Here is a 22,181-nt window from a genome sequence, read left to right on the forward strand (position 1 = left end):
AATGTTATTTAGTAACTTCTACCCTCATAGCCTACACCGATATTGACCAGCTTGCTTTGCGCCGCCTTGGCTATCCTGCCTACGGTTGCAAGCGTTGCATGCTCCATTGCCCGTCAGCACCGCGCGTAAACACGATGCGGTCGTGAAAGCGCGAACGGCGTCCCTGCCAGAATTCGATGCGCTCCGGCTGCAAGCGGTAGCCGCCCCAGTGGGCCGGACGGGGCGGCTGCGCGTCGCCGACGGCGGCGGCCACGGCCGCGTAATTGCTTTCCAGCGCGGTACGGTCGGCGATGGGGGCGCTTTGCTGCGAGGCAATCGCCGACAAGCGGCTTTGCACGGGGCGTACATTGAAATACTCGTCGCTTTCGGCAGCCGTGGTTTTTACCACCGTGCCCTCGATGCGCACTTGCCGCTCCAGCTCGCCCCAGAAGAACAGCAGGGCGGCGTGGGGATTGTGTTCCAGCTGCTGGCCCTTGTCGCTGTGGTAATTCGTGTACCAGGTAAAGCCCCGCTCGTCGAACTGCTTGATCAGCACGATGCGCGAGCTGGGTTTGCCGTCGGGACTGACGGTTGCCAGGCTCATGGCGTTCGGCTCCATCACCTGGGCTTTGACGGCTTCGGCAAACCACTTCTGGAACTGGGCGATGGGATCGGTCAGCACGTCCGTCTCGCTCAGGCTCGATTGCACGTAATCGGTGCGCATGGCGGCCAGCACGGCGGCCGGGTCAGGCACCTGGGGAGCCTCTGGCGCGATGCCGCGGCGGCGCTGCATGGCCGTACCCAGCTGCTCCATCTGCTGTGCGCTGAACAGGCGCTTGGCCATGGGCGCCAGCTGGCCCTCTTCTTTGCTCATGTGGGCCTGGTAGGCGGCGACATAGTCGTGCACGCCATCGGTGGACAGCTGCGTGCCCGTGCCGGCCGCGATGGCGTCCAGTTCCGGGCGCAGGGCCAGCCAGGCCTGGTCCATGCGCTGGTGGTCGGCCAGGATTTCCGGCACCAGCGTCGCCAGCAATGCCGCATCGTCGCCCGTGGCCGTCGCTTGCAGCATCGGCATCAAGTCCTGCTCTTCATCGTCATGGTGCAGATGGGCGGCTTTATTGAAATATTGCAATACCGCCTTGGCCGCTTGCTGCGCGTCCGCCGTGTTGCCGTGCTGCGCCAGGTGGCCCAGCAGGTTTTGCAGGGTCGTCAGCTGCTTGCGGATCTTGTCGTGGCAATGCTTGAGCACGGCGATGGGCTGGTCAAAGCCGGGAACGGAGTCGAACAGGGGAGCGGTCATGGCGAGTTCTCGTGATGGGCGGTGTGGGGGCATGGCGACAAACGCTGCTTGTCGCTGTGTCAATTCAGCTATTTTAGAATATCCGTCAGCGCAGTGTCCGTTAAAATGGCGTCATGCATACCTCCACCAATGAACTAATTTCCATGGACTTGACCGAGATCGATTTTGAGCGGCGTTTCGGCGGCATTGCCCGCCTGTACGGTGCGCCGGCTTTGGCCCGCTTCCGTGCCGCCCATGTGTGTGTGATCGGCGTGGGCGGCGTCGGTTCCTGGATCGTCGAAGCGCTGGCGCGTAGCGCCATCGGTCGCCTGACCCTGATCGACCTCGATAACGTTGCCGAATCGAACATCAACCGCCAGATCCAGGCCATGAGCGACACCATCGGCCAAGCCAAGATCACGGCCCTGGCCGAACGCATCGAGCTGATCAATCCGTTTTGCCAGGTCACGCAGATCGAGGATTTTATTACCCCGGAGAATCTGGAGCAGTTGCTGGGCGGGCGCGATTTCGACTACCTCGTCGACGCCATCGACAATGCCAAGGCGAAAGCGGCCGTGATCGCGTATTGCCGTGCGCGAAATATTCCCATGCTGACCATCGGTAGCGCGGGCGGGCAGACGGATCCGACCTTGATCGCCGTGCGCGACCTGTCGAAGACGGAACAGGAACCGCTGCTCAAGCGGGTGCGAAAACTGTTGCGTACCGAATATGGTTTCCCCCGTGGCGTGAAAAACAAATTCAATGTCGACGCCGTGTTTTCCATGGAGCCGTTGAGCACGCCCGAGAGCGCGGAAGCGTGCGCCATCGATGGCAGCGCGCCCGCCGGCGTCACGGGCCTGAACTGCGCCGGTTTTGGTTCCAGCGTGGTGGTGACGGCCAGCTTCGGCATGGTGGCGGCAGCCCATGCGCTGAAAAGCTTGCGCCAGGACAAATTGGCCGAGGTAGCCGTGTCGATGCCGGACGCCGCCTAGCTTAATTTCCTGCTGGCCAGGATGCGGTAGTCGCCGCTGCTCTTGAGCGACTCCACCAGCACCAGCTCGTCCGCCTGCCAGGCGATGGGCGCGAAGTCCCCGATGGCCGGCGGCGGCGCCTGGCGCGCCAGGGTGATATGCGGCGTAAAACGGTCGTGCTCGAAGCGGGGCGCCAGTCCCTGTTCCGCCAGCTTATGCATGCAGGCCGCGCGCAAATCCAGCAGGGCTGGCGACGGTTGCGCCAGGGCGGCCCAGGCCAGCATCAGCTTCGCAAAGTGGCTGGCGTGATCGAACAGCAAGGGCATGGGATGCGCCGGCAATTGCGCCAGGATGTCGAGCAGGGCTGGCAGCTCGCTGGCCGGGCGCTGGCCCAGGAAGGCCAGGGTCAGGTGCAGCTTGTCCGGGCGCACGGGTTTGCCTTGCAAGCGCGCCTGCCAGGCGGCCAGGGCCGCGCGCGTGGCCGCATCGGGCCACAGCGCGTAAAACAGGCGAGGGCATTGTGTATCGGGCGACAAGTTTTTCCTATCGTTGCGGCGGTTTGCTATTATTGGCGTTCCCTGCCCACTTGTACTGGCAGGGATCTTACCGAAACTCACTGAAAGAATACATCATGACGCGTAGCTCCGTTTTGTTTGCCCTGATCTGCTCCGTCGCCGCGTCGCTGGCGCAGGCACAGGCGCCAGCGCCTGTTCCCGCCTCCGCCGTCTCGCTGAGCCCCGGCCCTGTCGCCGATAAATTGATCATCATCGACAACAAGGTCGGCACGGGCAAGGAAGCGTCCGCCGGCAATAACGTCACCGTGCACTACACGGGCTGGCTGTACCGTCCGCTGGCAAAAGATTCGCGCGGCAAGAAGTTCGACAGCTCTGTCGGTCGTGGCCCGTTTGACTTCCCGCTCGGCAAGGGCATGGTCATCAAGGGCTGGGACCAGGGCGTGGCCGGCATGAAAGTGGGCGGCAAGCGCACCCTGATCATTCCAGGCGAACTGGCTTATGGCCCGCGCGGCGCCGGCAATGGCGACATTCCACCGAACTCGGCACTGATCTTCGACGTGGAACTGCTGGACGTTAAGTAATTGTTCAGTTTGGCGGCGGCGCATGCCCGCGCCGCCGCCATTTACGCTCTGAAACGCGGTAGACTGGGTTCTCCTGAAATTGCTGTGGAGACTCCCATGAACATCGCCAACGACGTCACTGAACTGATCGGCAACACCCCCCTGGTGCGCATCAACCGCATCGCCGCCGGCAGTGTGGCCACCATCCTGGCCAAACTCGAATTCTACAATCCCGCGCACAGTGTCAAGGACCGCATCGGCCTGGCCATGATCGTTGCCGCCGAAGCCGCTGGCAAGATCCATCCCGATACCGTCATCGTCGAGCCCACGAGCGGCAACACGGGCATCGCGCTGGCCATGGTGTGCGCCGCGCGCGGCTACCGTTGCACCCTCGTCATGCCCGATACCATGAGCCGCGAGCGCCGCATCCTGCTGCGCGCCTACGGCGCCGAGCTGGTGCTCACGCCCGGCAGTGAAGGCATGCTGGGCGCCATCCGCAAGGCCGAGGAACTGGTGGCGGCCGACCCGCGCTACCTGATGCTGCAGCAATTCAACAATCCCGCCAATCCCGCCATCCACCGCGCCACGACGGCCGAGGAAATCTGGCGCGACACGGATGGGCAAGTGGACATCGTCATCGCTGGCGTGGGCACGGGCGGCACGATTACCGGCATCGGCGAAGTGCTGAAGGAACGCAAGCCCGGCTTGCAGGTGATTGCCGTGGAACCGGAAGCGTCGCCGATGCTGTCGAAAGGCACGAAAGGGCCGCACCCGATCCAGGGTATCGGCGCCGGTTTCGTGCCGCAGATCCTCAACACGACCATCTATGACGAAATCATTTGCGTCAAGAACGACGACGCCTTCGCCACAGCGCGCCTGGCCGCCAGCGATGAAGGCTTGCTGGTCGGCATCTCGTCGGGCGCGGCCCTGTGGGCCGCCCTGCAAGTGGCGCGCCGCCCGGAAAACGCGGGCAAGACCATCGTCACCATCATTCCGTCGTTCGGCGAGCGCTATTTGAGTACGGCCTTGTACGCGGGCTTGGGCGATTGATTTGTAAACAGTAGGGACAGGTCTATCCCTTCCGCCAGCGCCCGGTTGCCCGCGTCGCCCGGGTGCAGGTGGTCGCCCGAGTCGTAGGCGGGCAGCAGGCGCAGCGGGTGCGCCGGGTCTCGGGCCACTGCATCGAAGTCGAGTACGGCATCAAAAAGGCCGCTGGCGCGTATCCACGCATTCAATTGCTGGCGCAACGTATCTTTTTCCGGCTGATAATAGTTGCTCAAGGGCGTGCCGGGCAGGGCGCCTTCGAACGGCGTCAAGGTGGCAGCGAGCACGCGCACGCCGCGGCTGCGGGCCTGGGCGACCAGTTGGGCGTAGCCGCTTGTTAATTCCTCCAGGGTTGGCCGTTTTTGCCGTGGCGCAAACGCCGTACCGGGCCAGCTGATGTCATTAATTCCCAGCAAGACGATCACCGTGCGCACGCCAGGTTGCGCCAGCACGTCGCGCTCGAAGCGGGCCAGGGCATTGTCTCCCATGCCATCGGACAACAATCGTGCACCGGAAATGCCCGCATTGATCACGGCCACGCCATGCGGCGCCAGACGCCGGGCCAGGAAATCGGGCCAGCGCGCATCCATCCCCAGGCTGGCAGTGGCGCCATCGGTAATTGAATCGCCGAGGATGGCCACGGCTTGCGCCCCCGGCGGCGCCTCCACCTGAATCGCACTGAGCAAGACGCGCGCGGTGGTCGTGTGCGCGTCGTCGATACGTGTTGCCCGTGTCTGGTCCTGCGGGGCGATCCACGCCGTCTCGCGCCCATCCCAGTGAAACGTCGACACGGGACTGGCTTGCGGCAGGTGGAGGCTCACCGTCAGCCGGGCCAGGTCCGGCACGGACAGCGCGACGGGGTCGCTGACGAGCGGCGCGCCCGGCGCCACGCTGGCCGCCGGCTGGCCGGCAAACGTGAGCGTGCGCAGGCTGCCCGGTTTGATGGCGGAAGCGGAAGCGGCCAGGGCCACGGTGGCCGCACCGATGCGCAGCGGCACCTTGCCGTACGCATTCGACAACACGATGCGCACGCGCGGGCCGCCCACGCTGAGGCGCGCCACCTGGCGCACGGTTTGCCCGTGCAGCACGGCGGGCACATTGCTGGGGAACAGGAAATCGCTGTTCCACACGGCTTGCGGGCTGGCCGTCCAGCTGGCCAGCCAGGTGGTATCGGCGCCGGCTGCCTGGACAGGGCTGGTGCTCAGTGCCAGGCTCAACAGGACGGCGGGGAGAAGGGACAATGGTTGCATGGCGGCTCGCTTCATCAAGGGGAATGTGCGCATGATGAAAGCAAAGCCATTTATGTACTAGACTATCTCATCGAAGAACATTTATGAGTTGAATTCACAATGGCCAGACTGGAAGTGAACCGCTCCGGCGAGCTGGAAGTGTTTGTGCGCGTGGTCGAGCTCGGTGGCTTTTCCGCCGCCGCGCGCGCTTGCGGCATGACGCCGTCGGCCGTCAGCAAGCTTGTCTCGCGGCTGGAAGAGCGCCTGGGCGCGCGCCTGCTGAATCGCTCCACGCGCCAACTGCAGCTGACTGCCGAAGGCTGCGGCCTGTATGAACGGGGACAGCAGGTGCTGGCGGCGCTGGATGAGGCCGAGCGCTGCGCCGGCGTGCAGGATGTGCCGCGCGGCAGAATCAAGGTCAATGCGAACGTGCCCTTCGGCCAGCATTTCTTGTTGCCGCTGGCGCCGTTGTTTCTCGAACGCTATCCCGAGGTGACACTCGACATCGTGCTCACGGATGCCGTGGTCGATATCCTCGAGCAGCGCACGGACGTGGCCGTGCGGGCGGGGCCATTGAAAAGTTCCAACCTGCTGGCGCGCAAGCTGGGCCAGACGCGCATGGTTATCGTGGCATCGCCAGCCTACCTGGCGCGGCGCGGCACGCCGTTGACGCCCGCCGACCTGGCATCGCACAATCTGCTCGACGCCAATTACGCGCGCGCCCGCTCGGGTTGGCCGCTGCGCCTGCCCGAGGGCGACATCGTCGTGCCCGTCGCGGGCAATGCGCAAGCAAGCGATGGCGAAGCCTTGCGGCAACTGGCGCTGGCGGGACTGGGACTGGCGCGTCTGGCCGCCTTTCAGGTGCGCGCCGATCTCGCGGCCGGCCGGCTGCAGGCTGTGCTGGAAGAGTGCAACCCGGGCGACAGCGAGGAAGTGCATGCCGTGTTCGTGGGGCAAGGCGGGCATGTGCCGCTGCGCGTGCGCGTCTTTCTCGACTTCCTGGCGCAGCACGTCGAGCTGGGGTGATGCGATAGCCTGCATCCGGACACGGCCGCGCAGTACAATATCGGACGGGCCGCAATGGTTCGGCCCGTATTGTGCCTTTGAATGGAAATATGTTCCTGGTAAAACCTGAACGCCGCCGCCTGCTGCAGGTGGGCGCAACCGTGGCTGTCATCGCGCTGGGCCTGGCCTCGCGCGCCTTTCCCCAATTCGTCCCTGCCGCGCTCGGCAAGTATCCGGGCGACGCCCTGTGGGCCATGATGATCGTCTTTGCGCTAGGCATCGTTGCCACGCGCATGCGCACGTGGCAGCTGGCGCTGACGGCCTTGCTGATCTGCTTTGCCGTGGAATTCGGCCAGCTGTACCAGGCGCCGTGGATCGTCGAGTTGCGCGCGCATCCGCTGGGGCACCTGGTGATGGGCTCCGCCTTCGGCTGGGTCGACTTGATCGTCTACACGGCGGGCGTGGCGATCGCGGCGCTGGTGGATAAAGCGGCGCTGTTCAAGCGCCGCTAATCCTGATTACTTGACGTTACCTTCGGCGTCGCGCAATTCCACGGGCGCCAATTTCAACTTCGACAATTGCGGGGCGATCTTCGCCTTGTCGCCCACGCCGATGACGATCAGCTTTTCCGGCTGCAGGTATTTTTTCGCCACCTGCTGCACCTGCTTGTCCGTCACGCTGGCAAAGCGCTGCGGCAAGGTCGTGTAGTAGTCGAGGCCCAGGCCGTAGATGTACGTGTTGGCCATGCTGGCGCTGATACTGGCATTCGTGTCGAACTGGCCCGGCAAGGACAGCACTTGCGAGTTGCGCGCATTCGCCAATTCCTTGTTGCTCAAGGGCTTGGCGATCATGGCGCGGATTTCCCTGACGGTTTCCGATACGGCCGGGCCCGTTACATCGGTGCGCACGCTGGCGGCAATCGAGAATGGCCCGGGCTGGTTGCGGTACTGGAATTGCGAGCGCACGCCATACGTGTAGCCCTTTTCTTCACGCAAGTTGGTGTTCAGGCGGCTGGTAAACAAGCCGCCCAGCGCCGCGTTCATCACTTGCAGCGGCGCGTAATCGGGCGTGGCGCGCGGCACGGCGATGGTTGACAGGCGCACGGCCGTTTGCGGCGCGCCCGGCTTGTCGACCAAAATCAGCTTGGCCTTTGTCGTCTGCGGTGCGGCGGCCACGGCCGGTGCCACCGAGCCTGGCTTCCAGCTGCCGAACTTCGCTTCGGCCAGCGCCTTCAATTCCGCTTCGCCGATATCGCCCGAAACGATCAGGGCCGCATTGTTGGGCAGGTAATGCTGCTGCCAGAAACCTTGCAGGTCGGCGCGGCTGGCCGCTTTCAGCGCCGCTTCCGTGCCCAGCTGGATATAGCCATACGGATGCTGCGGGCCATACAGGGCCGCCGCTTCCACGCGGGCCGCCACCGCGCCCGCGTTTTCGCGCTGCTGCGCCAGCTGTCCGATGCGGCTGGCGCGCTGGCGCTCGACTTCTTCCTGCGGGAATTGCGGGTGCAGCACCACGTCGGCCAGCACGTCGAGCGCTTGCGGGAAGGTGGCTTTGAGCGACGTCAGCTGGGCGAACGACGCGTCCACGCCGGAGCCGGTATTGAGCAGGGCGCCCAGCTGCGCCACGTCGTCGGCAATCTGCGGCGCGCTGCGCGTGACCGTGCCTTCCTGCAGTAATTGCGCTGTAAAGCTCGACAAGCCCGGCTGCGCCAGCGGATTGGCGCCCGAGCCGCTTTTCACCACAAGCTGGCTGGACACGAGCGGCACGGCCCCGTTGTAGTGGTGGATCACGGTCAAACCGTTCGCCAGGGTGAACGATTTTCCTTGCGGTAAAACAATCTTCGGCGCGGGGCCGGCCTTCGGCACGGCATTGCGCCATGGCTCGTCCGCATTGATGGCCGTGCCAGGCGCAGGCTTGACCTTGCCAGGCGCCGGCGTCGGCACTTCCGCGCCCAGGTCCGGCGTGCCGGGCACGCCGTAGACGACCACGCGCGACTGGTCTTTCAGGTACTGGTCGACGGCGCGCTGCACGCCGGCCGCCGTCACCTGGCGGTAGCGCTCGATATCCTTGGCCAGGTAACCGGGATCGCCCACGTACTGGTTGTATTCGTTGAGCAAGTTGGCCACGCCGTGGCCGCCCATTTTTTCCACCTGGCTCAGCATGCTCGTCTCGATGCTGTTGCGCGCGCGCTCCAGTTCTTTCTCGGTTGGGCCCTGGGCGCGCAATTGCTCCAGTTCCGCCTGCAAGGCTTGCTCGATTTCCTCGGGCTTGCGGCCCGGGCGCGCCGTCGCGTCGATGGTGAAGATGGAGGTGAGGGCGTTCGAGCCCTGGCTGGCGCCCACGTCCTGGGCGATCTGCTTGTCGTACACGAGGGACTTGTATAAACGGCTGGACTTGCCGCCGGCCAGGATGTGCGCGGCCATCGACAGTTCCGCGTCATCCTTGGTGTAGGCGGATGGCGTCAGCCAGGCCATGAAGACGCGTGGCAATTCCACCCGGTCCTGCACCACGATGCGGCGTTCCTGCGTGATGGGCGGCGTCACGACATCGGGTTTCGGCACGGCCGGGCCGCTCTTGAAGCTGCCGAAGTATTTGTTGACCAGTTCCTTGGTCTTCGCCTTGTCGATGTCGCCGGCGATCACGAGGCTGGCGTTGTTGGGGCCATAGTATTTGCTGAAGAATTCCTTGATGTCGGCCAGTTTCGAGTTCTGGATATCCGCGTGCGAACCGATGACGCTGGCGTAATACGGGTGGGTCTTGGGAAACAACTGGTGGTACAGCGCTTCCTGCACGATGCCGTAGGGCGCATTTTCCACGCTCTGGCGGCGCTCGTTGCGCACGACGTCCTGCTGGTTCGTCAGCGCCGTCTGGTCGAGCACGTCCAGCAGATAGCCCATGCGGTCGGAATGCGTCCACAAGGCCAGTTCCAGCTGGTTCGACGGTACCGTGTCGAAATAATTGGTGCGATCGAAATCCGTGCTGCCGTTGGAATCGGTGGCGCCCGCGCCTTCGAGCAACTGGTCGGCCATGCCGCGCGGCACATGCTTGGTGGCGGCAAACATCATGTGCTCGAACAAATGCGCAAAGCCCGTCAGTCCCGGCGCTTCATTGGCCGGCCCCACGTGGTACCAGATGTTGACGGCCGTGACGGGCAATTTATGGTCTTCCACGAGAATGACGTCAAGGCCGTTCGGCAAGGTGTATTTTTCGTAGGCAATGTTTGGCACGGCCGTGGCGCCCGTCGTGACGGCCGCATCGGCGGCGTGGGCGAGGGTGAGCGGGGCGCCGTACAGCGACAGCAACAGGGCGGGAATGGCCAGCAGTTTGATCGGTTTCATGCATGCTTCCAGGGATGGGTGGAAAAACGCTGCGGCTCGCTCGTGGCTGGCGCAACGGGACGTTACTAAGGTCGGTACTACGGTCGGTGCTACAGTTTATACAGCAGGGCCGCGCCACCCAGTACCAGCAGCGCGCAGGCGATGGAGACGATGGCCGCCGCGCCCAGCAAGCGCCATTCGCGCGGAGAAAACCAAGCGGCGGACAAGGGCGCTTCCGGCGCAGGCTGGGGCACGGCCGCAGGCAAGCCGCCCGCCGCGCGCGCCTGGGCCGCCAGCGCCTGCGTGGCAGAATCGAGCAGGGCCAGCTGGCGCTCGACGGTTTCCGCCAGCACGGCTTCGTTCAGCGCCACGAGGGCGAATATCGGGTCGTCGACGTCGACCTTGATGCCCGTCTTGTCGAACACGTGGCTGCGCAGTTTGTGCCGGTCCATCTACCATTGCACCTTGTCGAGCTGTTCGAAGATGTCGCGGTAGACGACCTTGATGCGCTGCTTTTCCATGATGTTGAACTTGTCGTTCTGCAGCACTTCCTGCATCGTCAGGCGGGCCGTGTTCATTTTCTTGACGTCCGCGCCAAAGGTGTCGGGATTGCGCTGGCTCAAGGTGATGCTGCCTTTGACGCGGGCGCGGTTGTCGCTGTACGACTGCGATTCGACGAATTGCTTGCCGGACGCCGATTGCAGCAGGCCGAAGTGTTCGTTTTGCCACAGCACCAGCGGCACTTTCGTCGATTGGGCCGTGGCAACAAAACCCGTGGCCGTGTCATGCAAGGTATCGCCGCCGCCGACGATGGTGTGGATGTACACCTTGCGGCCCGATTCTTCCAGCAGCGAAAAACAGTCGTTTTCCAGCAGGTAGCCCATCAGCGGCGAAAAGGTGTTGGCGCCATTGTCGACCACGCAGTTGCCGTCCGTGTCGAGGATGTCGATCATCAGCGCGTCGAAGCGTTTCGGGTCGATGTTGCGCGCATCCGTCATCACGGGCACGTGCTTGACGTTCATCGCCTTGTAGCGCGAAAAAGTCGCGTTTTCCTGGTCGGTGTCATAGCAGCGCAAAGGCGTGTCGTCCTTGCCGCCTATCCACTGTGCCAGCAGGGTCGAGACGAGGGTCTTGCCGATGCCGCCCTTGCCCTGCAGGATGAAATGTACCGTGTTTTGCATTGCGACTACTCCAAGTTGTTGCGTCAGTGACAATCCAGGATCCGTGACAGCGGCGACTGGCATTTTTACCACAATCCTTTGCAAATATGCCATGCGGAACAGCGAATCTGGTTATGATGTTAATCAGGATACCATTGATGCAGAGCAAGTTTTGTGTGAAAAATGCACCCCCAGAGTGTGAACGAGGACGCAGTGCCGATCTCCAGTCTCGATAAAGCCGACATTGACCGTCTGAATCAGCAAGCCCTGTCTTGCCTGGTCGGCAACCGCCGCCAGGCGCGCCGGCTGGCGCAGATGGCGCTGGTGGCGGCGCAACGACAACAGTATGCACGCGGCGGCGCGTATGCGGAACTCAATCATTGCTGGCTTGCGTATTACGCGGGCGAGGCCGAACCGTCATGCGAGCGGCTGGGCGCGTATTTCCAGCACAGCGGCGACCTGGAAGGGGGCATGGAAGTGGCGGCCCTGCAGGGCGCGTATGCGAGCCGGCGCGGCGATTTTGCCGATGCCGAGCAGCATTTCCTGAAAGCGCGCAGCCAGGCCGCGCAGATACCTGATTCCCTGCACAAGTTCATGCTGTACGCGCGCCTGGGCGTCGACGCCTTGAACCGTGGCGATACGCAGGACGGTCCGCGCAATTTCCTGCTGGCGCTCGACATCGCCGAGCGTTTTGGCAGTCCCGCGCACCGCGTCAACAGCCTGTCGAACCTGGCGTCGTCGCAGCACGACCTGGGCAACGATGAAGACGCCATCCCCCTGCTGGTCGAGGCGCTCGAGATCATCGGCACGCAAAAGCTCAAATACCAGCAAACCATCGTCTCGGCCAACCTGGCCATGTGCCTGCTGGCCACGGGCAAGCCGGCCGAGGCGCTGGCGCTGGTGGAACCGTTTTACGAGTGGCCGGAAGAAGACCTGGCCGTGCGCGCCTTTCTGTTCTGCATCGCCGCCCATGCGGCCATCCTGCTGCGCCAGCCCGACAGTGCCTTGCAATTGCTGTTGCGGGCGGAAGAGTACGCGCGCCGGGGCCAGGACCTGGAAGAGCAGATGCATGCGTGGCTGGTGCGCGGCAAGCTGGACTTGCACGCGGGCCAGACGGCGCAGGCGCTGGCGTCTCTGACGCAGGCGCACAGCCTGCTGAGCTGGACGCGCAATCCATTTCACCAGCAGCAGATCCTGCGGGGGCTGGCCGACATCAATGCCCAGCTGGGCGAATGGCAGGCCGCGTATGGCTATTTGCAGCAATACCAGGCCGCGTACGAGGCCAGCAGCAAGTCGGCGCGTGCCTCGCGCAGCCTGATGCGCAACCTGGAAAAGGAAATGCACAGCCTGAAAGCCGAGCGCGACAAGGCGCTGGAACTGCAGGCCGCGCGCGAATCGGAAAACGTCAAGCTCGAGCACCTGAACCGCGAACTGGCGCACCAGATCCTGCACGTCAATTCCCTGCAGGATAGCCTGAAGGAGCAGGCCATGCGCGACCACCTGACGGGCCTGTACAACCGCCGCCACTTTGAAACCTGCCTCAACGCCATCCTGCACGAGGCCGATGCGGATGCGCCCGTGGCCATCGCCATCATCGACCTGGATTTTTTCAAGCGCGTCAACGATACCTACGGGCATAACTTTGGCGATGAAGTGCTGATCCAGTTCGCGCGCCTGGTGGAAGGCCAGCTGCGCGGCACCGATATGGTGTGCCGTTATGGCGGCGAGGAATTCTGTCTGCTGTTGCGCGAAGCCGACAGCCTCATCGCCGCGCACAAGATCGACGATATCGCCGCGCGCTACCGCCAGCTGCTGATCCAGCAGGCGCCGCACAGCTTGACGGGCTGCACCTTTTCGGCCGGCATCGCCGAATATCCGCGCCACGGCGCCGGCCGCCACGAATTGCTGATGCGCGCCGACAGCGCGCTGTACGCGGCCAAGCAGGCGGGCCGCGACCGCGCCTGCATCGCCGACGCTACTGAATAAAGCGCAGCAGTTCGCGCAGCGCGTGCGCCACGGCCTGCTCGCGCACGGCCTGGCGGTCGCCCGAAAATACCAGCCGCTGTGTCTGCACGCGTCCGTCCATGGCCCAGCCGAAGCAGACGGTGCCGACGGGCTTGCCCGGTACGCCGCCCGTGGGGCCGGCGATGCCCGTGGTCGAGATCGCCACCTGGGCGTCGCTGTGGGCCAGGGTGCCTTGCGCCATGGCGGCGGCCACTTCCTCGCTGACGGCGCCGTGTGCGGCGATCAGTTCGGCGGGCACGCCCAGCATGCTGCTCTTGGCCCCGTTGGAATAGGTGACGAAGCCCCGCTCGAACCAGGCGCTCGAGCCCGGGATATCGGTGACGGCCTGCGCCACGCCGCCGCCCGTGCACGATTCGGCCGTGGCCAGCAGCAGGCCTTTCGCCTGCAAGGCCAGGCCGACGGCGGTGGAGAGAGGGACGAGTTCCTTGCTCATGATGACTCCTGCATGCGTTGAAAATGGTGGCGAGACTGTAGCATGGGCCACGGTAAAAGAAACTTTCCCCGGTACCAGCGAAAATGCGTACACTCTTTTATACATTTGCTACCACTTCGGGCTGGCAGGCGCTCTGTCGCTGCGCTACCCGGGTGCGCATCGCTCGAACAGGCAAGCGGCATGGTGCCGCGCCTTCGTATGCATTATCTTTACTCGGTTGTCATGGCAATTCTGAACTGGACCTGGTGGCGTCATCCTGGCCCCTTGCGCCGCCCCGCGCGCGGCGCCGCTTGCCGCTCCCTGCGCTGGGGCTGGCTATTGCTGCTTTTTGGCGTGCTGTGCGCCGATGCGCGATCGCAGGTGCCGGGGGAACTGGAACGCCAGGTCAAGGCCGGGTATCTGTACAAGTTTGCCGGCTATGTCGAATGGCCCGACGGCAGCTTTGCCCGGCCCGAATCGCCGCTGGTGATCGGCGTGGCGGGCGCCGATGCGCTGGCCGAGCAGCTCGAGCAGAGCGTGGCCGGGCATAGCGTCAACGGCCGCGTCGTGCAAGTGAAAAAAGTGCGCCGCGGCGAAGCGCTGGCCGGGCTGCACGTGCTGTACCTGGGGGCGCTGGAGAAAACGGCGCTGCAGGAAATGCTGGCCGCCAGCCGTGGCCTGGCGTTGCTGACGGTATCCGATTCGGATGAGGTCTACGCGATGGGCAGCATGATCAATTTTGTGATGGCCGAAGACAAGGTCCGCTTCGACGTGGCCTTGAAACCCGTGGCGCAGGCGCATATCCGCATCAGCGCGCGCATGCTGCTGGCCGCCTACCGCGTGCAGACGGGGGGCGCCTAGATGATACGACTGCGTTCCATCCGCCACAAGCTGATGTCGGTGGTCTTGCTGACCACCCTGGTGGCGCTCGTCATTTCCCTGGGCACCATCGTCGTCTACGACTTGCGCGCCTACCACCGCAACCTGGTGGCCGACATCAGTACCCAGGCCGAGCTGCTTGGGCACATGAGTTCGGCCGCGCTGGCCTTCGACGACGAGCGCCTGGCGCTGGAAAACCTCAATTTGATGCGCATTCGTCCGCGCGTGACGGCCGGCGCCCTGTACAAGGCCGACGGCAGCCTGTTTGCCAGCTACCGCGCGCATCAGCACGTGGGCGAGCTGCCGGCGAAGGCGGGCAAAGAAGGCGTCAGCATCGCGGGCAAATCCGTCGAATTGTTCAAGCCCATCGTCGACAATGGCGAATTGCTGGGCACCGTGTATCTGCGCGCCGATTACGAGCTGGCAGGCCGCACGGCCGATTACCTGGCCATCGCGCTGGGCGTGACGGTGCTGGCGCTGCTGGTGGCCTTGCTGCTGCTGCGCCGCCTCGATTTCGTCATCACCCAGCCCATCCTCGATATCGCCGACGTGGCCCGCGAAGTGATCGAGACGGGCGATTACTCGCGCCGCGCGCGCAAGCTCAGCGTCGACGAAGTGGCGCAGCTGGTCGATTCCTTCAACAAGATGCTGGCCGAGATCGAGCTGCGCACGCAGGCGCTGGAGCGCTCGAACGGCGAGCTGGCGCGCGAGGGCGAGCAGCGCACCGAGGCGCAGCAGGAAGTCATGCGCCTGAACCAGGAACTGGAAGTGCGCGTGCACGAACGCACGATGCAGCTGGAAATGACGAATGGCGAACTGGCCATGGCGATGGAAGAGGCGCGCAGCGCCAACTACGCCAAGTCGGCGTTTTTGTCGTCGATGAGCCATGAATTGCGCACGCCGTTGAACGCCATCCTGGGCTTCGCGCAAATCCTCAGTTCCGACCGACTGCCGTCGACCCTGGAGCAAAAGAAGGAATTCGCCGGGCATATCCTGAAATCGGGGCGCCACCTGCTGACACTCATCAATGAAATCCTCGACCTGGCGAAGGTGGAATCGGGCACGGTCAGCCTGTCGCTCGAACCCGTGGGCCTGGACGCCATCTTGCAGGAATGCCGCGACATGATCGCGCCGCTGGCCAGCCAGCGCGGCATCGGCATGACCTTTCCCGACGCCTGCCCGCTGAACGTGCTGGCCGACCGCACGCGCCTCAAGCAAATTCTGTTGAACCTGCTGTCGAATGCGCTCAAGTACAACCGCGAGCGGGGGCAGGTGGCCATCGATTGCGCGCCGCAGGCGGGAGGGCGGGTACGCATCAGCGTGCGCGACACGGGCGTGGGTCTCGACGGCGAACAGGTGGCGCTGCTGTTCCAACCTTTCAACCGGCTGGGGCAGGAGGGCGGCACGGAGGAAGGCAGCGGCATCGGCCTGGTGGTCACCAAGCGCCTGGTGGAACTGATGGATGGCAGCATCGGCGTGACCAGCGCGCCCGGCGAGGGCAGCACCTTCTGGATCGAGCTGCGCGTGGTCGATGCCTTGCCCATTCCAGCGGCACCCGCCTTGCCGCGGCCTGACCTGGCCGGGGCGCTGCTCGATCACAGCGCCCCCGTGACCTTGCTGTACGTGGAAGACAATCCCGCCAACCTGACCCTGGTCGAGGAAATCGTGCGCTACTGCCCCCAATTGCAGCTGCTGACGGCCACGGATGGCCGCCTTGGCGTGGAAATGGCGCGCACACACCTGCCGCAACTGATCCTGATGGACATCAATCTGCCGAACGTGAATGGCACGGATGCGCTGAAACTGCTGCGCGCCGATCCGCGCACGGCGCACATCCCCGTCATCGCCCTGACGGCCAACGCCATGCCGGGCGATGTCGAGCGCAGCCTGGCGCTGGGCTTTTACCGCTATCTGACCAAGCCGATCAACCTCGATGAATTTACCGAGGCGATCAACAGCACCCTGGCCTATGTGGCGCAGCAGCGCCGGCAGAAGGGAACAGGCGCGCCATGATCAGCCAGGCCGATATCTATGCGGCGAAAATTCTCATCGTCGACGACCAGGAAGTCAATCTGCGCCTGCTCGAGCATTTGCTGCAAAGCGGCGGCTACACGGCCATCACCAGCACCCTTGATGCGCGCGCCGTGGCCGGCCTGCACCAGCACCACCAGTTCGACCTGATCATCCTCGACCTGGTGATGCCCGGCATGAGCGGCTACGAGGTGATGGATGCCCTGCGTCCGCTGGAGCTGGAAGGCTATCTGCCCGTGCTGGTGATCGCGGCCGACCCGGACGCCAAGCTGGCGGCGCTGGAAGCGGGCGCGCGCGACTTCATCAGCAAGCCCTTCGACGCGCTCGAGGTGCTCACGCGCATCCGCAACATGCTCGAAGTGCGGCTGCTGCACCGCGCCGCGCGCCATTACAACACCCTGCTCGAACGCACGGTGGGCCAGCGCACGGCCGAACTGCAGCGCTTTCGCGGCGCCATGGACGCCACCACGGACGCCATCTTCCTCGTCGACGTGCTGGGCATGACCCTGGTCGACGTCAACGACGGCGCTTGCCGTTTGCTTGGCTATGCGCGCACCGAACTGCTGGCCCTGGCGCCCGGCACCTTGCTGCCATCGCCGCCGGCCCCGCCGCTGGCCGCGCTGCCGGGCGGCCCGGCCCACCTGGCCACGGAAGTGACGGAGTGCGAACTGGTGCGGCGTGACCTGAGCCTGATCCCCGTGGAGCTGGGTTGGCACTGGTATGCGCAGGCGCCCGTGGCGGGCGGCTATCCTGGTACCCCTGGCGCGGGCGGCCTGCTGCTGATCGCCGTGGCGCGCGACATCAGCGAGCGGCGCCAGGCGCAGGAGCGCCTGAAGCACCTGGCCCATTACGATGGCTTGACGGGGCTGCCGAACCGCAGCCTGTTCTACCAGACGCTGGCCCAGGCCGTCGAACTGGCGCAAGAGAAAAGCTGGCGCATCGTGGTGCTGTTCATCGCGCTCGACCGTTTTAAAAGCATCAACGACACCCTGGGCGCGGCGCTGGGCGACGAATTGCTGCGCCAGTTCAGCAACCGCCTGGTCGAATGCGTGCGCCTGCGCGACACGGTGGGGCGCCTGGGCAACGACGAATTCGCGCTGATACTGACCATGAGCCGCAACCAGCAGGAAGCCGTGGCCGTGGCCAACCAGGTGCGCGAAGCGCTGCGCGCGCCATTCGACTTGCGCGGCCACGCGGCCACTCTGACGGCCAGCATCGGCATCGCCATGTATCCGGACGACGCCACCGACCCGGAAACCTTGATCAAATACGCGAATACGGCCATGGGCGGGGCCAAGCAGGCGGGCCGCGACGGCTACCGCTTTTTCACGGCCGGCATGAACGTGCAGGTGCTGGCGCGCCTGGACCTGGAACTGGCGCTGCGCCATGCGCTCGAACACGATCAATTCATCCTGTACTACCAGCCCAAGGTGGATTTGCGCACGGGCCGCATCAGCGGCGTGGAAGCGCTGCTGCGCTGGCGCCGTCCCGGCTACGGCCTGGTGGCGCCGGCCGAATTCGTGCCCGTGCTGGAAGACACGGGCCTGATCGTGCGCGTGGGCGCCTGGGTGATCCAGGCCGCCTGCCGCCAGATCGCCGAGTGGCGCGACAGCGAAGTGGGACCCGTGCACGTGGCCGTCAATGTATCGAGCCGCCAGTTTGCCGAAGGCGACCTGGAAGGCGAAGTGACGCGCGCGCTGGCGCTGCATGGCGTGGCGCCGGAATTGCTGGAACTGGAGCTGACGGAAACGGCGCTGATGTCGAACGCCGAGCGCACCATCGTCGTGCTGGGAAAATTGAAGAAAATCGGCGTGAAGGTGGCCATCGACGATTTCGGCACCGGCTATTCGAGCCTCGCGTATCTGCAGCGCTTCCCCATCGACAAGCTGAAAATCGACATCGCCTTCGTGCGCAACATCACCAGCAACCCGAACGACGCGGCCATCGCGCTGGCCATCGTCAGCATGGCGCACAGCCTGAAACTGAGCGTCGTTGCCGAGGGCGTGGAGTCGCGCCCGCAGCTCGAATACCTGCGGCGCAACCGCTGCGATGAAATCCAGGGCTTTTATTTCAGCCGCGCCCTGCCGGCGCTGGAACTGGGGCAGATGATCGTCGCCGGCGCCGGCCTGCCGCCCGGCCACGACCCGGCCGCCCAGCCGGCGCAGACGCTGCTCATCGTCGACGACGACGTCAACGTGCTGTCGTCATTGCACCGCCTGTTCCGTCCCGAGGGCTATCAAATTCTTACGGCCAGCACGCCGGCCGAAGGCTTTGAAATGCTGGCGCTGCACAGAGTGCACGTGATCGTCTGCGACCAGCGCATGCCGAGCATGAGCGGCACGGAATTCCTCAGTAAAGTCAAAGAACTGTACCCGGAAACCATCCGCATCATCCTGTCCGGCTACACGGGCCTGGAAGCCGTGCTCGACTCGATCAACCGGGGCGCCATCTACCGTTTCTATACGAAACCGTGGGACGACACCCAGCTGCGCGACAACATCCGCCTGGCTTTTCAACACTACTGGATGGTGAACCAGCCGGGGCTGGCGCGGGTGGCGGCGGTGCGCTAGCCGTCCTTATGCGCTGAAATGGTCGAAGGAAGACAGCTGCAGATCGAGCGGCAATCCTTTTGCATCCACCAGCCGCAAGCCTGCTTTGGCCTCGATGCTGCCCACGCGCGTGACTTGTGTGCCGCAGCTTGCCGCCAGGGCGGCGATGGCATCGCGCGACGATGCCGGCGCCGTGAAGCACAATTCATAATCGTCGCCGCCGGCGGCCGTGTAGCGGCGGCGCAGGCCTGTTTCCTGCTGCGCCAGCACGGGGCCGGCCGGCAAGGCGTCGACGTCGAGGGTGGCCCCCACCTGCGACGCTTTCAAGATGTGGCCCAAATCTCCCACCAGGCCGTCCGAGATGTCGATGGCAGCATGCGCCAGGCCCGCTTCGGCCAGCGCGCAGCCGAGCGCCACGCGCGGCGTCGGCGTGTGCATGCGCGCGGCGGCCGTCAGCAGGTCTTCTGGCGACAATTCCTGCTCCATCCGATAGCCGGCCAGCGCCAGGCGAGCGTCGCCCAAGGTGCCGCTGACCCAGATATCATCGCCCGCCACGGCCGCGCCGCGGCGCAGGGCCTGGCCCGGCGCCAGTTCGCCGAACACGGTGATGCAGATATTCAAAGGGCCCTTGGTGGTGTCGCCGCCGATCAATTCGCAGCCGAAGGCATCGGCCAGCGCAAACAGGCCGTCGGCAAAGCCGGCCAGCCAGGCGCGCTCCGCTTGCGGCAGGGCCAGGGCCAACGTAAAGGCCAAGGGACGCGCACCCATGGCGGCCAGGTCGGACAAATTCACGGCCAGGCTTTTGTGACCGAGCATGCGGGCGTCGGCGCCGGCAAAGAAATGCCGGTCCTCGACCAGCATGTCCGACGAGATGGCGATCTGCTTGCCGGCGCCGGGCGTAATCAGCGCACAATCGTCGCCGATGCCCAGGGTGGCGCGGCCGGGGCGCTGGCGCACGAAATATTGTTTGATCAGGTCGAATTCGGAAAGCGCGTCGTGTGGGGCCATGGCGTGGTCAGTTCGTTGAGTGAGGGTGTGGCCCGGCTATTATAGGCTGGCATACAATAGGCGCCTTTGCCACTGCCGATCCGCTTGCCATGCCCATCCCCGATATTCACGTTCTGTTGCAATCCTGGCTCGATCACGGCTGGCTGCGCGACCCGCAAGCCGTCGGCTTGAGCACCTTCGAGGCGCAGGAGCTGGCGGCGCGCGGCTTCGACGCCATCAGCGACGGCAACCAGCTGTGCCTGTATGAAGATGCGCGCCTGTTCCGCCGCGCCGGCCGTCCCGTGCCCGCGTCGTTCAAGGTGTATCTGCAGCGCGGCCAGCTGGGCGCGAATGGCCTGGAACTCGGCTATCAGGTGCACCTGGCCGGTTTCCTGCGCGCGGCGCGGCAGCCCTTGCCGGCGTGTCGCGTACTGCTCGAGCAGGGTGGCCGCAGCGGCGCCTTGCTGTTCGACAATGGCCTGGTGCTGCAGTTCGCCGCCAACTTGCGCGGCAAGCCCCGTCATTACTATCTGACCCTGGTCGAGGGCCACGTGGCCGACGCCCAGCTTCCGGACCGCGACAGCGATATCGACTTGCGCGCGGCCAGCGTGGGCCATGTCCAGGCCATCTACGACAGCCGCGACCCTGCCGAACTGCAGCGCCTGGCCCGGCGCGGCAATGCGGCGCTGCGCGAACTGGCGAGTCTGCTCGCCTAGGCTTTCTTTGCCTGCGCCATGCCGTGCAGCAGCTTGGCCAGCAACTGGTCGAGCTGGCGCTGCTCGTCGGCGCCGAGCGCCGACAGCATGGCGCGCTCGTTCTCCACGTGCAGCAGCACCAGTTTTTCTATCAGTTCCAATCCCTTTTGTGTCAGCGCCACCAGCACGCCGCGCCGGTCCGTCGGGTGCTTCTGGCGTTCGATCAGGCCGGCCGCTTCCAGCCGGTCGATGCGGTTGGTCATGCCGCCCGAGGACAGCATGGCCGCTTCGTACAGGGCCGTCGGCGTCAGGCTGTAGGGCGCGCCCGAGCGGCGCAATGTCGCCAGCACGTCGAATTCGCCCGGCTGCAAGCCGTGTTCGGCGAACAGCGGATTGAGCCAGTCGCGCGCCATCAGTTGCGCCACCGTGCCCAGCTGGCCCACCAGCTGCATGGCGCGCGTATCCATCTGCGGCAGCTCGCGTTGCCATTGTGCGGCGGCAAATTGCGCGCGCGTGTGTTCTTGCGGGGTAGTTGTCATGGGCTATCCATTTATCTTGACCTCAAGATAGATTTCTATCTTTATGTTAAGATACTTTTCATCGAGTCATATTTGATGACGCATTAAACCATGTGCCTCCCAGCGAGGCAAGGACTATCCCATGCCTTCCGCCCGACCTGCCGTATCCCCTTCTTCAACGTCTTCGGCCCTGCTGGTGGCCGCCATCATTCTGCTGGGGCTGAACCTGCGGCCTATCCTGGCCGCCATCGGCCCCTTGCTTGACAGCATTCAGGCCGGCACGGGCCTCAGCAATGCCGATGCGGGCTTGCTGACCACCGTGCCCGTGTTCGCCATGGGCGTGTGCGCACTGGCGGGTGCGCAGCTGCAGCGCCGCCTGGGCGTGGCGCGCGGCATCTCGCTGGGCATCGCCATCATCGCTGCCGCCTGCGCGCTGCGCTGGCCTTTGCATGGCAGCGGCGGCCTGATCGCCACGGCGGCTCTGGGCGGCCTGGGCATCGCGCTGGTGCAGACGCTGCTGCCCGCCTTCATCAAGCGCCATTTCCCCGAGCGGGCAGGCCAGTTGATGGGCTTTTACACGACGGGCATCATGGGCGGCGCCGCCATTGCCGCCGCGTCCGCCTCACCCTTGGCCCAATCGCTGGGCTGGCAGGCGCTGCTGGCCCTGTGGGCGTTGCCGGCCGTGGCCGCCGCGCTGCTGTGGCGGCGCGCATCGGCCGCGCGCGTGGACGTGGCCGGCGGCGCGGGCGCCAGCCTGCCCGTGGGCAGTGGCCGCGCCTGGCTGCTGATGGTGTTTTTCGGCATCGGCACGGGCGCCTATACGCTGGTGCTGGCCTGGCTGCCGCCGTTTTACACGGAGCTGGGCTGGAGCGCGGCCGACAGCGGCTTGCTGCTCGGTGGCCTGACCCTCGTGGAAGTGCTGGCGGGACTGGTGATTTCCAGCGTCATCCACCGCTTTCCCGACCGCCGCATCCTGTTGCTGGCCGTCCTGCTGTCCGTGCTGGGCGGCCTGGCTTGCCTGATTGT

Annotated in this window: 20 protein-coding genes; 11 read left to right on the top strand and 9 right to left on the bottom strand. The window is 64.9% G+C overall.

Going from position 1 to position 22,181, the window contains the following annotated elements; genetic code table 11:
- Positions 1-79: 79 nt before the first annotated feature.
- Entirely contained in the window at positions 80-1,279 is a 1,200-nt protein-coding gene (gene pdxH / locus ASN89_RS28015; protein WP_082654396.1) for a pyridoxamine 5'-phosphate oxidase, read from the bottom strand.
- A 113-nt stretch (positions 1,280-1,392) separates the two neighbouring features.
- On the opposite strand from pdxH, the gene tcdA reads away from it, so the two are divergent.
- A complete protein-coding gene (tcdA, locus tag ASN89_RS04765) occupies positions 1,393-2,250 on the top strand; it encodes a tRNA cyclic N6-threonylcarbamoyladenosine(37) synthase TcdA (RefSeq protein ID WP_058048441.1) in 858 nt (285 codons plus the stop codon).
- Here tcdA and thpR read toward each other — a convergent pair.
- Positions 2,247-2,765, bottom strand: coding sequence for an RNA 2',3'-cyclic phosphodiesterase (thpR, locus tag ASN89_RS04770; protein ID WP_058048442.1), 519 nt, complete (start codon positions 2,763-2,765; stop codon positions 2,247-2,249). The two genes, tcdA and thpR, sit on opposite strands and share 4 nt — an antisense overlap.
- Positions 2,766-2,860: 95 nt before the next feature.
- Between thpR and ASN89_RS04775 the strand changes: the two genes are divergently transcribed.
- Positions 2,861-3,325 carry an FKBP-type peptidyl-prolyl cis-trans isomerase gene (locus ASN89_RS04775; RefSeq protein ID WP_046684377.1) on the top strand — a complete coding sequence of 155 codons (465 nt, stop codon included), beginning with the start codon at positions 2,861-2,863 and terminating at the stop codon, positions 3,323-3,325.
- A 96-nt stretch (positions 3,326-3,421) separates the two neighbouring features.
- Positions 3,422-4,354: a cysteine synthase A gene (cysK, locus tag ASN89_RS04780; protein ID WP_046684376.1), complete on the top strand. Its 933-nt coding sequence runs from the start codon at positions 3,422-3,424 to the stop codon at positions 4,352-4,354.
- On the opposite strand, the gene ASN89_RS04785 is transcribed toward cysK, so the two are convergent.
- Positions 4,315-5,598 carry an SGNH/GDSL hydrolase family protein gene (locus tag ASN89_RS04785; RefSeq protein ID WP_235501850.1) on the bottom strand — a complete coding sequence of 428 codons (1,284 nt, stop codon included), beginning with the start codon at positions 5,596-5,598 and terminating at the stop codon, positions 4,315-4,317. The genes cysK and ASN89_RS04785 overlap by 40 nt on opposite strands.
- Positions 5,599-5,697: 99 nt before the next feature.
- On the opposite strand from ASN89_RS04785, the gene ASN89_RS04790 reads away from it, so the two are divergent.
- Together ASN89_RS04790 and ASN89_RS04795 are read left to right on the top strand one after the other, a co-directional pair.
- A complete protein-coding gene (locus ASN89_RS04790; RefSeq protein ID WP_058048443.1) occupies positions 5,698-6,603 on the top strand; it encodes a LysR family transcriptional regulator in 906 nt (301 codons plus the stop codon).
- Between the two features lie 89 nt (positions 6,604-6,692).
- Complete coding sequence (locus ASN89_RS04795; RefSeq protein ID WP_058048444.1) at positions 6,693-7,094, top strand: DUF2809 domain-containing protein; 402 nt, start codon at positions 6,693-6,695, stop codon at positions 7,092-7,094.
- 6 nt (positions 7,095-7,100) lie between these two features.
- Here ASN89_RS04795 and ASN89_RS04800 read toward each other — a convergent pair whose 3' ends face one another.
- The 3 genes from ASN89_RS04800 to ASN89_RS04810 form a co-directional block, all read right to left on the bottom strand.
- Positions 7,101-9,920, bottom strand: coding sequence for a M16 family metallopeptidase (locus ASN89_RS04800; protein ID WP_058048445.1), 2,820 nt, complete (start codon positions 9,918-9,920; stop codon positions 7,101-7,103).
- Between the two features lie 89 nt (positions 9,921-10,009).
- Positions 10,010-10,351, bottom strand: a complete 342-nt coding sequence (locus ASN89_RS04805; RefSeq protein WP_058048446.1) for a hypothetical protein — start codon at positions 10,349-10,351, stop codon at positions 10,010-10,012.
- Positions 10,352-11,080 carry a hypothetical protein gene (locus tag ASN89_RS04810; RefSeq protein ID WP_046684371.1) on the bottom strand — a complete coding sequence of 243 codons (729 nt, stop codon included), beginning with the start codon at positions 11,078-11,080 and terminating at the stop codon, positions 10,352-10,354.
- A 192-nt stretch (positions 11,081-11,272) separates the two neighbouring features.
- Between ASN89_RS04810 and ASN89_RS04815 the strand changes: the two genes are divergently transcribed.
- Positions 11,273-13,045 carry a sensor domain-containing diguanylate cyclase gene (locus tag ASN89_RS04815; protein ID WP_235501851.1) on the top strand — a complete coding sequence of 591 codons (1,773 nt, stop codon included), beginning with the start codon at positions 11,273-11,275 and terminating at the stop codon, positions 13,043-13,045.
- Here the strand turns inward: ASN89_RS04815 and ASN89_RS04820 are convergent.
- The gene (locus ASN89_RS04820) at positions 13,035-13,517 is read right to left on the bottom strand and encodes a CinA family protein (RefSeq protein WP_058048448.1); all 483 of its coding nucleotides are present in this window, start codon (positions 13,515-13,517) and stop codon (positions 13,035-13,037) included. The two genes, ASN89_RS04815 and ASN89_RS04820, sit on opposite strands and share 11 nt — an antisense overlap.
- Positions 13,518-13,739: 222 nt before the next feature.
- Between ASN89_RS04820 and ASN89_RS04825 the strand changes: the two genes are divergently transcribed.
- The 3 genes from ASN89_RS04825 to ASN89_RS04835 are packed head-to-tail and all read left to right on the top strand — an operon-like array spanning position 13,740 to position 18,976.
- Positions 13,740-14,357: a YfiR family protein gene (locus ASN89_RS04825; protein ID WP_160309299.1), complete on the top strand. Its 618-nt coding sequence runs from the start codon at positions 13,740-13,742 to the stop codon at positions 14,355-14,357.
- A complete protein-coding gene (locus tag ASN89_RS04830; RefSeq protein ID WP_046684367.1) occupies positions 14,358-16,388 on the top strand; it encodes an ATP-binding protein in 2,031 nt (676 codons plus the stop codon). It abuts the gene before it with no gap.
- The gene (locus ASN89_RS04835) at positions 16,385-18,976 is read left to right on the top strand and encodes an EAL domain-containing protein (protein WP_058048450.1); all 2,592 of its coding nucleotides are present in this window, start codon (positions 16,385-16,387) and stop codon (positions 18,974-18,976) included. The genes ASN89_RS04830 and ASN89_RS04835 overlap by 4 nt, the downstream gene beginning before the upstream one ends.
- Positions 18,977-18,982: 6 nt before the next feature.
- On the opposite strand, the gene thiL is transcribed toward ASN89_RS04835, so the two are convergent.
- Complete coding sequence (thiL, locus tag ASN89_RS04840; RefSeq protein ID WP_058048451.1) at positions 18,983-19,963, bottom strand: thiamine-phosphate kinase; 981 nt, start codon at positions 19,961-19,963, stop codon at positions 18,983-18,985.
- Between the two features lie 89 nt (positions 19,964-20,052).
- Here thiL and ASN89_RS04845 point away from each other — a divergent pair, with 89 nt between their 5' ends.
- The gene (locus ASN89_RS04845; RefSeq protein WP_058048452.1) at positions 20,053-20,658 is read left to right on the top strand and encodes a hypothetical protein; all 606 of its coding nucleotides are present in this window, start codon (positions 20,053-20,055) and stop codon (positions 20,656-20,658) included.
- Here ASN89_RS04845 and ASN89_RS04850 read toward each other — a convergent pair.
- Positions 20,655-21,176 carry a MarR family winged helix-turn-helix transcriptional regulator gene (locus ASN89_RS04850; protein WP_058048453.1) on the bottom strand — a complete coding sequence of 174 codons (522 nt, stop codon included), beginning with the start codon at positions 21,174-21,176 and terminating at the stop codon, positions 20,655-20,657. The two genes, ASN89_RS04845 and ASN89_RS04850, sit on opposite strands and share 4 nt — an antisense overlap.
- Before the next feature lie 121 nt (positions 21,177-21,297).
- Here ASN89_RS04850 and ASN89_RS04855 point away from each other — a divergent pair.
- Positions 21,298-22,181: MFS transporter (locus ASN89_RS04855; protein WP_082654400.1), on the top strand; the 884-nt coding region annotated here is incomplete at its 3' end.

Origin of the sequence: Janthinobacterium sp. Ant5-2-1, from assembly GCF_001445815.1 — a bacterium.
Taxonomy (GTDB): Bacteria; Pseudomonadota; Gammaproteobacteria; order Burkholderiales; family Burkholderiaceae_D; genus Janthinobacterium; species Janthinobacterium lividum_E.

Bases quoted from the DNA above. Each gene is read 5' to 3' on its own strand.
- pdxH (WP_082654396.1), bottom strand. From the start codon at position 1,279: ATGACCGCTCCCCTGTTCGACTCCGTTCCCGGCTTTGACCAGCCCATC.
- tcdA (WP_058048441.1), top strand. From the start codon at position 1,393: ATGCATACCTCCACCAATGAACTAATTTCCATGGACTTGACCGAGATC.
- ASN89_RS04775 (WP_046684377.1), top strand. From the start codon at position 2,861: ATGACGCGTAGCTCCGTTTTGTTTGCCCTGATCTGCTCCGTCGCCGCG.
- cysK (WP_046684376.1), top strand. From the start codon at position 3,422: ATGAACATCGCCAACGACGTCACTGAACTGATCGGCAACACCCCCCTG.
- ASN89_RS04785 (WP_235501850.1), bottom strand. From the start codon at position 5,598: ATGCAACCATTGTCCCTTCTCCCCGCCGTCCTGTTGAGCCTGGCACTG.
- ASN89_RS04790 (WP_058048443.1), top strand. From the start codon at position 5,698: ATGGCCAGACTGGAAGTGAACCGCTCCGGCGAGCTGGAAGTGTTTGTG.
- ASN89_RS04795 (WP_058048444.1), top strand. From the start codon at position 6,693: ATGTTCCTGGTAAAACCTGAACGCCGCCGCCTGCTGCAGGTGGGCGCA.
- ASN89_RS04800 (WP_058048445.1), bottom strand. From the start codon at position 9,920: ATGAAACCGATCAAACTGCTGGCCATTCCCGCCCTGTTGCTGTCGCTG.
- ASN89_RS04805 (WP_058048446.1), bottom strand. From the start codon at position 10,351: ATGGACCGGCACAAACTGCGCAGCCACGTGTTCGACAAGACGGGCATC.
- ASN89_RS04810 (WP_046684371.1), bottom strand. From the start codon at position 11,080: ATGCAAAACACGGTACATTTCATCCTGCAGGGCAAGGGCGGCATCGGC.
- ASN89_RS04820 (WP_058048448.1), bottom strand. From the start codon at position 13,517: ATGAGCAAGGAACTCGTCCCTCTCTCCACCGCCGTCGGCCTGGCCTTG.
- ASN89_RS04825 (WP_160309299.1), top strand. From the start codon at position 13,740: ATGGCAATTCTGAACTGGACCTGGTGGCGTCATCCTGGCCCCTTGCGC.
- ASN89_RS04830 (WP_046684367.1), top strand. From the start codon at position 14,358: ATGATACGACTGCGTTCCATCCGCCACAAGCTGATGTCGGTGGTCTTG.
- ASN89_RS04835 (WP_058048450.1), top strand. From the start codon at position 16,385: ATGATCAGCCAGGCCGATATCTATGCGGCGAAAATTCTCATCGTCGAC.
- thiL (WP_058048451.1), bottom strand. From the start codon at position 19,963: ATGGCCCCACACGACGCGCTTTCCGAATTCGACCTGATCAAACAATAT.
- ASN89_RS04845 (WP_058048452.1), top strand. From the start codon at position 20,053: ATGCCCATCCCCGATATTCACGTTCTGTTGCAATCCTGGCTCGATCAC.
- ASN89_RS04850 (WP_058048453.1), bottom strand. From the start codon at position 21,176: ATGACAACTACCCCGCAAGAACACACGCGCGCGCAATTTGCCGCCGCA.